Source organism: Flavobacterium collinsii, assembly GCF_946903285.1.
Lineage (GTDB): Bacteria > Bacteroidota > Bacteroidia > Flavobacteriales > Flavobacteriaceae > Flavobacterium > Flavobacterium collinsii.
The window spans coordinates 4,196,194-4,210,475 of the sequence record NZ_OX336425.1; the positions used below are offsets into that span (position 1 = coordinate 4,196,194).

Below are 14,282 nucleotides of genomic sequence, written 5' to 3' on the forward strand. Positions count from 1 at the left end.
CTATTTTTTTTCAAGCAAACCGTCTAAATCTGATAATGTATAGAATTTTAGGTCGTTTAACTTCATGTATCTGCAGATGAACTCCAGTGTTTCTATTTTGGTCTGATAGTTTTCGGTAACATTTCTCACGGGTTTATGACCGCATAAAATCAGGATTTTATTGTGCTTTTTTGCATAGTCTAACAATTCCAGAAGATACGGAATACTAAAATGGATGTGGCTGTTGTCTATATCGAAGGCAAACACAATTTTAGAATTGTTAAAATAGCTGTCCTGTTTTTCCGGAAGTTCTCCTCCAAAGGCTCTTCCTCTTATAATTTTAAATTTGGGAGATAACGCTTTGTCCAATGCATCAGATCTTAATCCGTATGGATAAGCAAACGTGGTCATTTTAAAAGAAAGCCTTTTCATAGAAGCAATCATAGGGGTAATTTCCTGATCGATATAGGCATCCATTCCATTTTTATTGACAAATTTAACGGCATTATAGTGATGGTAGCCATGTCCGGCTATTTCATGTCCGTATTTTTGCATTTCAAGAAGTTTTTCGATTTGCGGTTTCCCAATCGAATCAATACGGCAAACATTAAAAGTAGCTTTCCAGGAATATTTTCTCAAAGCCTGATCGGCTTCGGACCATTCGTCTACATAGGCATCATCAAAAGATAAAATTACACCTGCTTTATACGCTTTGGCATTCGGATTTTGCCTTTTACCTTCACAAGAAAATAAGGCTAGGCAAGAAAAAAACAATGCTGATTTAAGGAAAAACATGTTCATAAATTATCCCGGATATTAAAGATTGAAGCAAACTTTTTTTTGCAAATAGAATCGCATTATTTCAAAGATAATTCTTTTTTCCAATTTTTCTGCAATTAAAAAGCCTTCAAAATATTCTCACTTTGAAGGCTTTAATTCTACGCTTTATTCATATTTCAAATACTTTAAAACATCTATTTTGGTTACCTGATAAGCTTTTGCCAACACAATTGACAAGGTTAAAAACAGCAGCAATACAAAAGCAAGTATAAAAGGAAGTAAGGGAATCTCGATCCGGAAAGCAAAATCCTCCAACCACTTTCGCAATAAAAGATAGGCAGGAATTATTCCGATAGCAAAACCAATCATACAAAACACCACGTATTGTTTGGATAATTCACGGAGTAAGACAGTCGTGTCTGCTCCCAGTGTTTTTCTGATCGCAATTTCCCGTACTTTTCTTTCCATTGAAAAGGAAGCTAAAGCAAATAATCCAAAAACAGCGATAAGAATCACAACTCCGTTTAAGAGTGAAAACAGTTGGCTTTGGCTTTCGTATACCTTATAGGTTCGGGCAAAGCTTCTGTCAACAAAATTGTATTCAAAAGGATATTCTCCATCTACTTTTGTTATCCAGAATTTATTTATAGCCGATATTGTTTCGGGCATGTCTTGTGGTGCAATTTTAACCGAGATATTAAGCAAATCTTTTTCCATCCAGTCAAAAGCTTTGATGTGCATGAAGATCATGGGCGAAATACTGTTTTCGAGTCCAAAATAATTGAAGTCTTTTACCACACCAACAATTTTCATTTTTCTATCTTCCCAGATAATTTCTTTGTTAATAGGATCTTTTTCTAATAATGTTTTGGCGGCAGCTTCATTCAACAAAACATTACTACTACTGTCTGATGCAATTTTGTTATTTAAATCTCTGCCTTTAACTATCCGGATCCCCAAAACATTCATCATCCCAAAATCAATTGCCATTTGCTGTGTTATCACATCTTTATTTGCTTTGTAGTGCATGCCAGACCATGAATTAACATCATTACCTATAGAAAATACTCCCGCCGAAACCGCCTGGACACCTTTTATTTTTAAAAGTTCCTGTTGTATCGTTTTGTATCTTTCAAATTGATTCCTTCCTTTCTTAGGTTTAAAAGAAATATCCATCACCTGAGCACCTTTAAAGCCTAAATCTTTATCAGCCATATAATTAACCTGCTGGTATACAATAAATGAACCAATGATAAAAAATGTGGCTATAGCAAATTGTAAAACCAACATACCGTTTCTAAGCCAGATTCCATTTTTACTGCGGGAAAAATTCCCTTTTAAAACCTTCAATGGCTCAAAGTTAGAGACATATATCGCAGGTAAAACTCCCGAAACTACAATGACGATTATAAAAATGAAAATTAGCTGTAAATAAAACTGAGAACCTTCAAGAATCAGATCTTTGTGCAAAAGTGAATTGTAAAAAGGTAATGAAAGTTCAACAATCACTAATGCCAACAAAAGCGACAAAAGCGTAATTAGTGTTGTTTCAAAAACAAACTGAGTAATAATTTGCCATTTTGTGGCACCAACTATTTTTCTTACTCCAACTTCTTTAGCCCGTTTTACAGCATTAGCAGTGGCAAGGTTAACATAATTTACAATTGACAACAGCAAAATAAGGATTGATAATCCCATTAAAATTTTTAAAAACCGCAGATTGGCGATTCCTTCCGGAAAAGGGGAATTTCCCTGATACAATCTCGCTCCCGAAAACGGAAGCAACTTGGCTTTTTCTACCTCTCCATACTTCTTCAAATAACTTTCATAAGTGATTCCTTCAGCTTTTGCCTGTTTTTTAACTTTCTTTTCGATATAGATTGTATTCAGGTTTTTGAGTACCGCTGTCGTATCACTTTGCTTTTTTAACTTCAATATCAATCCATAGCGCAGTCCCCAGCTTTCTCTGTTTTTCTCTATTTCGTTTTCAATTATCGTTGTCACTACATTGGGCATTATCGAAGATTTTTTAGACAATCGGTATACGCCCCGGACAATAAAAATTTTGTCGGCATACTTAACCTGTCTTCCGATTGGATTTTCATCCTTAAACAAGCGCGAAGCCGTCTCTTCAGAAAAAGCAATACTGTTGCGGTCATGAAGTGCACTTTTTCCGCTACCGTGAATAAACTCAAAAGGGAAAAAAGAAAAGAAATTCCCCTGCCCTGAGAAAATTTTATCTATTACTTCAATTTTGCCATTATACTGTATCGTTTCTCGGGCATAATTGTTTGTGAAATAACAATAACTCTCTAAAGTCGGGCCCATTCTTTTTAAAAGAGGTCCCGGAATAGGTGAATTTACAGCCCAAACATTGCCCCCTCCTATATTGTTCAATACCGCGTAAATTTTATCTTTTTCAGGATTCCACTCGTCATAAGAGTGTTCATCATTCCAATACAGAGTGGCAAAAATCAATCCTGCAATTCCAATACTTAAACCCAAAACATTCAAAGCTGTAAAAAACTTATTGTTTTTGATCTGATAAATAAATAGGTTGGTCCAGTTTTTTAGCATGTTACTCGTATTTTAAGTATTTCAAAACATCTATCTTGGTTGCCTGATATGCTCTTGTAAGTACCACTACTAACGTCAATGCCAATAAAGCAGTAAATCCAATTACAAAGGGATAAATCGAAATTGCAATTCGGTACGAAAAATTCTCTAACCATTTGTTGAGTAAATAATAAGCCGGAGCCAGCGCTATTAAAAACCCAATGACACTGAAAACTACGTACTGTTTACAAAGTTCTTTTAGCAAAACATTAGTTTCAGCACCCAGCGTTTTTCGAATCGCGATTTCTTTCATACGGCGTTCAATTGAATAGGAAGCCAGTGCAAACAAACCAAAAAGCGCAATGACAATTACAATGACATTCAATAAAGAAAATAGGTTTTTCTGCCTCACGTAATTACTATACGATCTTTTGTACCCTTTATCGACAAAATCATAGGAAAACGGGTATTCAGTATCTACTTTTTTAGTCCACATACTTTCGATATCCGTCAGCGTTTGCTGCATCGTTTTTGGGTCGGCGGTGATATAAATATTATTCAAAAGTTCTGAAAACCAAGGTACTGTTTTAAAATGAAAAAAGGACATCGGAGGAATAGCCTGACCCGGATCCATCAGATTAAAATCTTTTACAACTCCCACAATAATTGCATCCTGACCATTCCAGTTTACCTTTTTCCCTATCGGATCTTTTTCGTTCAATAACTTGAGTGCAGTCTCATTAATCAACATTGAACTGACGGTATCCTGAGCAAATTTGGGATCTAAATAGCGCCCTTTAACTATTTTAATTTTCAACATTTCCAATAATCCAAAGTCTATTGGTATATTTTCTCCGTCTACACTTTTATCTTTATATTGATAAGTTATAGTCGATTTTGGCCCATATCCCAAGACAAAACCGCCACCCGAAACTTCTTTAACCCCTTTGATATGAAGCAATTGATTCCTTATGCTATTGTAGCGGTCCAATCGCTCTTTATTGCTGATTTTTTCTCCATAAATGTTCTTATAAGAAATGTTCAGAACTTGTTTTCCATTAAAACCTAACTCTTTAGAGTTCATATGTTCTATTTGCTGGTAAACAATATAAGATCCTACAATAAAGAAAGCGGCCACACTAAATTGAAAAATCAACATACCGTTACGGAGCCAAATACCGTTTTTACTTCGACCAAAGTTTCCTTTCAACACTTTTAAAGGCTCAAAATTTGAAACGTAAACTGCCGGAAGTATACCGGCCAATACAACCGTTATAAAAAATATAGCCACAAGTTGCAGATAAAACTGACTACTTTGTAATACCAGTGATTTTTCTAAAAAGGCATTATAATACGGTAGCGAAATTTCGACGATAACCAATGATACCAAAATGGCAAACAACGAAATGAGAGCCGTTTCAAAAACAAACTGTTGAATTATACCATATTTTGAAGCTCCTATAATTTTTCGAACTCCAACTTCCTTCGCTCTCTTCACCGCATTTGCTGTAGCTGAATTAACATAATTTACAATCGATAACAGAAGGATTAAAACCGATAACCCCACCATAATAAGTAAAAATTGGAAATTCCCTTTCGATTCTGTCATACCTCCGGTTTTGGTATGCAGACGAACTGAGGCCAGAGACTCTAAACTTGGTTTTACTTCACCATACTTGCGAATAAGTTCCTCAGGAGTAATTCCCTTCTCTTTTGCAAATCGGACTGTCAGGTTTTCAAAATATATTTTTTGGAGACTTTTTGCTACCTGTTTTTGATTCCCCTGATCTTTCAGTTTCAGTAATAAAACATACTGAAAATTTCCCCAAAACTGAATGTTTGCATTAATTCGCTGGTCCATAAAATTAACAACACAAGAAGGATTATAGGCTGATTTTTTATCCAACTTGTAAACGCCTCGCACTGTCAAAACTTTCTTCTGTAAAACGACTTCTTTACCTACAGCAGTTTCATTTCCAAAAAGCTTAAACGCTAAATCCTGCGATAAACAAATACTGTTTACATCCGGTAAAGCTCCCTTTCGACTGCCCTCAGTAAACTCATATGGGAAATAATCAAAGAAGTTTCTTTGGGCAATGGTAATCTTGTCAGATTGTGCTTTTTTGCCCTTAAAATAAAGAATATCATTATCATAACCTCCGCTCAAATAACAAAAAGATTCGACTTCAGGACTTGTAGCTTTTAGCGCTGATCCTACAGATGCCGAACTTGAGGACCAATATGTCGTAGCATTCATTTTATTGGTTACTAAAAAAATCTTGTCTTTATTAGGGTTCCACTGATCGTAGGATTGCTCATCGTTCCAGTACAAAATGGCAAAAATTAATCCTGCAATTCCAATACTCAAGCCCAAAACATTTAAAGCTGTAAAAAGCTTGTTGTTTTTGATGTGGTAAATAAATATGTTGATCCAGTTCTTTAGCATGATTTAGTTGATTGAATTGTTTACTAAAACATCTACATTTCTATGATTCATTTTCTCAGAAAGAATCATTCCGTCTTTCATAACAATTGTTTTTTGCGAAAACGAAGCATCATAATCCGAATGTGTCACCATCAAAATTGTGGCACCGCCGGCATGAAGATCTGTCAATAACTCCATTACTTCGTTACCATTTTTACTGTCCAGATTTCCTGTAGGTTCATCGGCAAGAATAATTTTCGGGTCATTAATTAGCGCTCTTGCAACAGCCACACGCTGCTGCTGTCCTCCCGAAAGTTGTTGCGGATAATGTTTCAAACGATGTGCAATGCCTAATATAGTGGCAATTTCCTGCACTTTTTTCTTTCTTTCTGATGAAGGAACATTATTGTAAATGAGCGGCAATTCGATATTATCAAAAACCGATAATTCATCAATTAAATTAAAATTCTGAAAAATGAATCCAATATTTTCTTTTCTGGCTTTCGATTTAAATTTCTCTTTCACCCCAATCATTTCCTGTCCTAACAATTCATAACTTCCACCCGAAGCGCTGTCCAGTAATCCGATGATGTTCAACAAAGTTGATTTTCCGCTTCCGGATGGTCCCATGATCGACACAAAATCGCCTTCGTTAATGGTTAATGAAATTTCGCTTAAAGCTTTTGTCTCTACTTCTTCGGTTCTGAAAATTTTTGAAAGCTCTTTAATCCTGATCATAATAATTTGTTTTTGATGTTTGTTTTTCTCTCTGAGAATTTTATTGCCGAAGTAAAAAACAGATCCTAAATTAAGATAATAGATAACATAATCTATAAATATCTATTTTTGTTACATTTACCAGCAATAATGATTCTACTATTTGATGATTTGTTAATGGTAATGTGATTTTCATGCCAAAAACTTAAAATTTGTAACTGCCTAATTTTAAATTTTTTATTATTTAAAAGAATTCAAAAGTGTCCAATAATGGACAGCTTTCGTCCAAAACCGAACAAAAATGAAAAAGACAAATGCTGCAATATTAATCATAGACGATCAGGAAGACATCCTTTTTGCGTCGAAAGTGTTCCTTAAAAAGTATTTTGAAGACATTTATACGCTCAATAATCCGAAAAAAATTGTCGAATTATTGGCAAAAAACAGCATTGATGTAGTCTTACTTGATATGAATTACAGAATAGGTTTTGAAGACGGAAAAGAAGGTTTGTATTTATTGAAGGAAATTAAAACGCTTTCGCCAAAAACCGTTGTGATTTTAATGACCGCTTTTGGCAAAGTCGAAACTGCTGTTGAAGGCTTAAAATCAGGTGCTTTTGATTATATCTTAAAACCATGGGAAAATAAAAAACTGCTTGAATCTGTCAAACAGGCTGTTGACAAATCCCGAAAGGAGCAAAAAAAAACCAGGAATATCGAAATCGAAAATGATTTTTTTATTGGTACTTCCGAAATTATCAAAAAGGCCTATTCCCTAGCTGACAAAGTAGCGAAAACCGACGCCAACGTTCTGATATTAGGCGAAAACGGAACCGGTAAATTTGTTTTAGCGCATCATATATTCAGACAGTCCGAAAGGAAAAACAATCCTTTTATAGCGGTAGATTTGGGAGCCTTAAACTCTAATATTTTCGAAAGCGAACTGTTTGGTTATGCCAAAGGTGCTTTTACTGATGCCAAAACAGATACACCCGGACGTTTTGAAATGGCACAAAACGGGACTATATTTTTAGATGAAATTGGAAATGTACCTTTACATTTACAGTCCAAATTACTGCAGGTTATTCAAACCAAAACGGTGACAAGGCTTGGAGAAACCAAAGCACGCCCCTTAAATGTCCGCATCATCACAGCAACCAATCTCAATCTGAAACTGGAAGTTGCCGATAAAAACTTTAGAGAAGATTTGTATTATCGTATCAATACAATGGAAATTGTCCTGCCCCCTTTACGAGAACGCAACGAAGATAAAATTCCACTGGCAAATTACCTGCTCGATAAGATGATTGTAAAATACGACCGAAGTATGATTCAGTTTGATAAAAAAGTACTCGAACAAATTGAAAAACACGCGTGGAATGGAAATATCAGAGAAATGGAAAATAAAATTGAACGTGCTGTCATTTTGTGTGAAAACAATAAAATAACTACGTCCGATTTAGATTTAGAGATCATAACCCCGTACGACGAAAACCCTGACGATATTCAGCTTTCTTCTGTCGAAAAAGCTGCGGTCGAAAAAGCCCTTCTCAAAAACAATAATAACATCAGTAAAACAGCCGAAGAATTAGGCTTGTCAAGAGGGGCTTTGTACCGTCGTTTAGAAAAATACAACATCAATATTACCTAATATGTTTAAAACATTCCAAACCTATAAATTGCTTTTTTTAAGACTGATACTGATTGTTGCGATGATCGAAATCTCCTTGTACTTTTTTAAGAAAGAATTACTCTTTACAGGAATATTTGGCCTTTTTGTTGTCTTTCTACTCGTCCGCGAAATGTACTTTTATGTTCGGAATTTTGTTTTGCTCTATAACAGAACAATCTCTTCTATATTACAAAATGATTTCGGATCAGACTTTTCGCAGCATAAATACAATAAAAACTACCACGAATTATTTCTCTTATACGATACACTTAAAAACAAACAAAACGAACAGATTTCCAAAGACATTGTCTATCGTTCCATACTAAATAACATTGAAACCGGAATTGTCATTCTGCAAAAGGAAGAAAAAGAATGGGACATTTTTTTAATGAACAATTATTTCTCTTCCCATTTCAATGTTCCAAAAGTTTCCAAATGGAAATACCTTAAAGATCAATTGCCCTCGTTATGCGAAATTATTGAAGCAGATGATTTTCAGGAAATCAAGACCTCTTTAGAAATTCGTGTAAAAGAGCAAAACATACAGACATTTGTTTTGCAAGCTTCCCGAACAGAAATTTTCGGGAAAGAATATTTTATCGTTTTACTCGATTCGATTCAGAATGTCGTTGAGAAAAAAGAGAAAGATGCCTGGGTGAATTTAATGAAAGTGATTTCGCATGAACTCTTAAATTCGATCACGCCAATTCGCTCTATCTGTCAGAATTTACAAGATCTGGTGGATCAGGATACTATGTCGGCTGAAGATTTGGAAGATGTCAAGATTAGTGTTAAAACCATGCTGAGACGAAGTGATCATTTACAAAAATTTGTCGAAGGGTATAGAAAACTGGCCATGCTGCCAAGTCCAAAAAAAGAGAAAACCGACTTGCAATTTCTGATGCACAATTGCCTTCAAATTATGGCTCCCCTGTTTAGGGAGGCAACCATTGAAGTTGTCAACACCATTACGTCCAAATACTGGATTACGATCGATTCCCAGCAAGTTGAACAGGTTTTTATTAATCTTTTGACGAACTGTATTTACGCCTTAAAAGATGCCACAGAAAAGATAGTATTGATTTCGGCGGAAGTTAAAGAAAACAGAACCTTCATTAAAATTACCGATACCGGAAATGGAATCGAAAAAGAGATCGAACACAAAGTCTTTCTCCCTTTTTTCACCACCCGAATTGAAGGTGCCGGAATTGGTTTAACGTTATCCAAAAGTATCATTGAGGCACACGGTGGCTACATCACACACCGAAATGAAAATGGCAAAACTACTTTTGAAATTTGTTTGCTTGAGCAGTAAATGACTTCTTTAGAAGCAAAAATGAAATCATTTTTTTCCAAATAGTTGACAAACATCCCTCTTATTGGATAAATTTTCTTGCCACAATTCATACCGTTCCTAATTAACAGAATAAAATTTAATTTTTATCTACTTATTCTTAATGCTTTTTTAATAGAAATTCATCTTTTATACTTTCAAATTTCTCTTTACTTAGTGGTTTATTGAGAAAACCTATTACTAGGGGGTTACTTTCTGCTCGTTTAAGATCCCCAGGATGTGTTGAAGAAGTAATCATCATTATGATACAATTTAACTTGATTGATTCAGAAAACTTTGCATATTCCTCAAGAAACTCAAAACCATTCATTTCAGGCATATTGATATCGAGAAAAATGAATTGCGGAAGCAAATGAGGTGTACCTTCTAACGAAAGTAAATATTGAAGTGCCGTAGTGGCTAACTCTTGTAAAACAATTTCCTCAGCAAAGTAATACTTTTCAGCCATTCGCTTTGCAATATAACGATCTGTAGCACTATCGTCTATTACAAGGATTTTTTTAAAGGAGGGTTGTGTTGCTTTCTGTTCCATAGGTTAAGTTGTTTACTTGTTTGGAATTTTAATAGTAAAAGTGGTTCCATGACCAATTTTAGATTGAACTTTTATATCTCCATTGAGTTTATAGATTGCTTCTTTTACAATATAAAGTCCTAATCCTGAACCAACCGATTCTCGGGAAACACGATAAAACATGTCAAATATTTTTGGATGCAAATCTTCATGAATTCCAATGCCATTATCTTTAACAATGATATTTGTTTCAATAGTAGAAATATCAATTTTGATGTTAACAAATGGATTTGGAACCTGAAAATTTTGATAGCGGATAGAATTTGAAATAAGATTATTTAGAATAGTAGTAAGACGATTTTTATCTGAGTACACAGTAGCATTGCCAACAATATCAACTTCAAAATCGACTCTCCTACTAGTATCTCCCATGAATTTTAAATTTTGAGTTACCTCGTTAAGAAGCTCTTTAAAATTGATATTTTGTTTGTCAATTTCCATACGTGAGTTTCTTGAGTAATCAAGGATGTCGCAAATGAAGTTATCTAATTTTTCGGCATTTTCCTTTAACATTTCAAGATGTCCAATCATTAATTTTTCAGAAGTATCGTCCTTGGCTATTTCAATAAGGCCAAGCATAGAATTCAAGGGAGCACGTAAATCATGAGATGTACTATAAACAAATCGGTCAAGCTCGTAATTTGCTGTTTTTAGTTCTTGATTTTCAATTTCCCGTTTTTTAAATGTCTGATTAATATGAGCTTCACTATATTTTTTAAATTGATATGCCCACAATCCACAAAGACCAAAAATAGTTGTAGCCAACAATATATGAATAACAAAAGTTCGCAGTGTCATATAATCCAACTGCGTAAAATAAATGCCGCTGACACCAATATATTGCAAATAGCCAAATAGTGCATGATGAATTATTACTACTAATGCTAGAGGTATTTGCAGTTTCCAGTTTTGATAAGTAATAAGTATAGCACTTGCCACAAATGCAGTAAAATGCATCTCAAACATACCGTGCATTTGATAAATATACTGGCACATGAAAATTCCCAATACACTACTGAGAACGTACTGATAAAAGTCAGATTCAGGCAACGCTAATTTTGAAGAATAGTAGGCAATGAGTAATATTCCTCCAACTCCAATGGCAATTTCCCAAGTATCATAATAAAAGGCCAATAATAAACCCGTAATAAAAAAAAAGATCAGAAAGTAATTAATTAAATTATCCGATTTTCTTTTTATTGCCAAAAGAAATTCCTGAATATTCTTAGATTGTTCTAGATTTTCTATTTTCTCTTTCATACTTTTTTCAATTTGGTAATGCATTGCTATATTCTTTTAAAGTAAAAGCAATTTGGATTAAAAAAGGACAAGAAAAGCGGTTTGTTTTTATTTCAGTACCTAATATTAGTGCTTCACTCCGGTAAATGAATAATAGTTTGCAGGCGGGAAACTTTGGTGATCTATAATTGCACTCATTTATTATATGCTAAAAAGCGAAAAAATAGTACACGAGCGAAGTAGTAGGCTGTTCAGAAGGTAATATTTTAATTCTATCCTTCACTTTTCAACATTTTGCTTAGAATTAATCAGTTACTTCCTTTCTTATTCTCCTAAAAGAAATTCAATCCACTACTCCATATATTAATGATATTGACAAAAAGCACTAAGTATACGAATTAGCTAAATTACTAAAAAAACTACAAAGTAGGATTTTATCTGTTATAATATATTTGAAATTATGTATATCCCCCCTATTGTATTATACTAACAAGCTCTTTATACTGCATCTTTTTTTTCCATTATTATGAATTTTCAAAAAAAATCAAAACACCAAATCTAAAAACATTATCCATTGAATACCTGTGCCAGCTGGGAATTTTAAGAAATTAGAGGTCCATGTAAAATGGAAAGGTCTTTTTGTATATTTGGCCTCGCTATAGAACAAACTAATTAGGAACAAAAATCCCCGTCTCTGCAACGCCAGGAAACGTTAACAACAAATGTAAAAAGCATTACGATGAAAAGAATTATACTAAAAATTACAAAATGGGCAGTTCTAGTTTGCCTGGCAATATTCATCGTTAAAGGTTGTATTTCTACAACGTTGGATGTACCTTACATTAAACCTCGTACAACTACTCAATACTGGAATTTACCTACAGGTTCAAAAATTGCATATACACACATTGCGGGCAAAGGGGTGAAAAAACCCTATCCAATTATTTACCTGCACGGTGGTCCTGGGGGATACGTATATACCAAAAATATAGAAACATTAGGAAAACTTTCTGAATCGGGCTATGATGTCTATTTATATGACCAGGTAGGTTGTGGACTTTCGGAAAGACTTGAAAAAGTTAAAGAATACACTGCTCTACGACATATAAAAGACCTTGAAGAAATTATCAAATTATTAGGTACCGAAAAAGTAATTCTTGTTGGACAATCTTGGGGTGGAGCATTAGCTGCATTATACTCCGCTGACAATTTGAACAAAATAGACAGAATTGTTTTTACTTGTCCTGGTGCGATTAAACCTGCTAATGAAGCGTTAGAAAAAATTAAAGCACCCGACAGCCTGAATTTAAAAGAACCATACAATGCAAATTCAAAAGTACTTCCAATCGTGCTTAATCCAAGGTATGTTTCTATAGGAATTTGGGCAAGATTTTTTGGAACAAAGCTGGCTACTGATAAAGAAGCTGATGGTTTTCTGACGAGTATGGCTAATGTTTTTACGAAAGGTCTTGTTTGTGACCCAGCTAATGTATTGAAAGAAGAAGGAGGTGCTGGTAGTTATTGCAATTTAAACACAAGCGTAAGCTATGGTAGTTTAAAAGACCCGAGAATAAAACTGAAAAACAACAAAATTCCTGTTTTGGTAATGAAAGGACAATACGATAATATTGATTGGGGCTACACCAAAGAGTATCTTGACTTGTTTAGTAATAGTAAGTTCAAATTAATTCCAAATGCAGGACATCAGATTTTTGCAGAACAACCAGAATTATATATAAAAACAATTAAAGACTTTTTAACTCAATAATAACTTCTACGCTTTAACAAGTATCTCATTGATTTCCAAACTTTGTCTTTCCATACTTTATCATTTTTCGAATGTCATCAACACATCTTAACACCTAGTTTGGTTTGACCCCATTTTTTCGATTTAAGATACTGTAAAATAAAAAAACAACCCGAAGGTTGTTTTTTTATTTTACAATACTGTGTATCTCCGATTATCTGTAAATATTAGTGGAAATATTAACCATCAACACATCTAATACATTACAAACTTTAACTCTTCATCGGGCTTAAAAAAGAGTCTTTCGATAGTCTCTTTTATATCTCTTAAAATTAATTACCAGCCTTTTACTGCTCCGCCTTTAAATTCACGAACAGCAGCCTTTTCTACTTCAGCAGATTGAAAAGCTTGGACAAATTGTTTTATTTTTTCTTCTTTTTTGTTATCATCACGACTTACGATTAAGTTTACGTAAGGCGAATCTTTGTCTTCTACAAACAAAGCATCACGAGCCGGAACCAATCCTGCCTGCGAAGCAAAAGTATTATTGATAATGGCAATCGCTACATTCTGATCGTCTAAAGCACGTGGCAATTGTGGCGCTTCCAATTCCAATATTTTAAGATTCTTTGGATTCGCTGTAATATCTGTCACTTTAGGCAATAAACCAACATTTGGACGAAGTTTTAACAATCCGTTTTTCTCCAAAAGCAACAAAGAACGACCTCCATTTGTCGGGTCATTTGGAATAATGATAGTACTTTCGTTTTTCAATTCCGAAAGGCTTTTGATCTTTTTAGAATAAGCCGCAATTGGGTAAATAAACGTCTTCGCAATAATCGCCAGCTTGTATCCGCGTTGCTTTGATTGCTCGTCCAAATAAGGTTTATGCTGAAAAGCATTCACATCAATATCTCCCTGACTTAAAGCTTCGTTTGGAATCACATAATCGTTAAAAGAAACCAATTCGACTTCAAGACCGTATTTGTCTTTGGCTACTTTTTGGGCAGCTTGTGCCACAGCATATTCCGGCCCGGCAGCGACACCTACTTTAATATGGTGCGGATCGTTAGTTTTACTTTTTCCACAATTGGAAACCACAATTGACAGTGCCACAATTCCCGCTATTTTTAAAAAATTTAGTTTATTATTCATCCTTCTACTTTTTATAATTTTAACTCTTTTTTCTATGTTCTTTCTTCTTTACTCTTTACTCTTTCTTCTTTACTCTCTCTTCTTTAC

10 protein-coding genes are annotated in these 14,282 nt (G+C 34.3%); 3 read left to right on the plus strand and 7 right to left on the minus strand.

Annotation, left to right across the window (positions count from 1 at the left end):
* The 4 genes from OGZ34_RS17105 to OGZ34_RS17120 all read right to left on the minus strand — a co-directional run bounded on the left by OGZ34_RS17105 (position 1) and on the right by OGZ34_RS17120 (position 6,478).
* Entirely contained in the window at positions 1-780 is a 780-nt protein-coding gene (locus OGZ34_RS17105) for a polysaccharide deacetylase family protein (protein WP_173965205.1), read from the minus strand.
* 144 nt (positions 781-924) lie between these two features.
* Entirely contained in the window at positions 925-3,336 is a 2,412-nt protein-coding gene (locus tag OGZ34_RS17110; RefSeq protein WP_263361039.1) for an ABC transporter permease, read from the minus strand.
* Position 3,337: 1 nt separating this feature from the next.
* Entirely contained in the window at positions 3,338-5,761 is a 2,424-nt protein-coding gene (locus tag OGZ34_RS17115) for an ABC transporter permease (protein ID WP_263361040.1), read from the minus strand.
* 3 nt (positions 5,762-5,764) lie between these two features.
* Complete coding sequence (locus OGZ34_RS17120; RefSeq protein WP_173965202.1) at positions 5,765-6,478, minus strand: ABC transporter ATP-binding protein; 714 nt, start codon at positions 6,476-6,478, stop codon at positions 5,765-5,767.
* 280 nt (positions 6,479-6,758) lie between these two features.
* Here OGZ34_RS17120 and OGZ34_RS17125 point away from each other — a divergent pair, with 280 nt between their 5' ends.
* Together OGZ34_RS17125 and OGZ34_RS17130 are read left to right on the plus strand one after the other, a co-directional pair.
* A complete protein-coding gene (locus tag OGZ34_RS17125; protein WP_173965201.1) occupies positions 6,759-8,108 on the plus strand; it encodes a sigma-54-dependent transcriptional regulator in 1,350 nt (449 codons plus the stop codon).
* A 1-nt stretch (position 8,109) separates the two neighbouring features.
* The gene (locus tag OGZ34_RS17130) at positions 8,110-9,444 is read left to right on the plus strand and encodes a sensor histidine kinase (RefSeq protein ID WP_263361041.1); all 1,335 of its coding nucleotides are present in this window, start codon (positions 8,110-8,112) and stop codon (positions 9,442-9,444) included.
* A 139-nt stretch (positions 9,445-9,583) separates the two neighbouring features.
* Here the strand turns inward: OGZ34_RS17130 and OGZ34_RS17135 are convergent, their stop codons facing one another.
* Together OGZ34_RS17135 and OGZ34_RS17140 are read right to left on the minus strand one after the other, a co-directional pair.
* Positions 9,584-10,015 carry a response regulator gene (locus tag OGZ34_RS17135; RefSeq protein ID WP_263361042.1) on the minus strand — a complete coding sequence of 144 codons (432 nt, stop codon included), beginning with the start codon at positions 10,013-10,015 and terminating at the stop codon, positions 9,584-9,586.
* Positions 10,016-10,027: 12 nt separating this feature from the next.
* Positions 10,028-11,314: a sensor histidine kinase gene (locus tag OGZ34_RS17140; protein ID WP_263361043.1), complete on the minus strand. Its 1,287-nt coding sequence runs from the start codon at positions 11,312-11,314 to the stop codon at positions 10,028-10,030.
* A gap of 718 nt (positions 11,315-12,032) precedes the next feature.
* Between OGZ34_RS17140 and OGZ34_RS17145 the strand changes: the two genes are divergently transcribed.
* Positions 12,033-13,061 (plus strand): alpha/beta hydrolase, encoded by a 1,029-nt coding sequence (locus OGZ34_RS17145; RefSeq protein WP_173965197.1) that lies wholly within the window; start codon positions 12,033-12,035, stop codon positions 13,059-13,061.
* A gap of 315 nt (positions 13,062-13,376) precedes the next feature.
* Here OGZ34_RS17145 and metQ read toward each other — a convergent pair whose 3' ends face one another.
* The gene (gene metQ, locus OGZ34_RS17150; RefSeq protein WP_263361044.1) at positions 13,377-14,195 is read right to left on the minus strand and encodes a methionine ABC transporter substrate-binding lipoprotein MetQ; all 819 of its coding nucleotides are present in this window, start codon (positions 14,193-14,195) and stop codon (positions 13,377-13,379) included.
* Between the last annotated feature and the right edge of the window lie 87 nt (positions 14,196-14,282).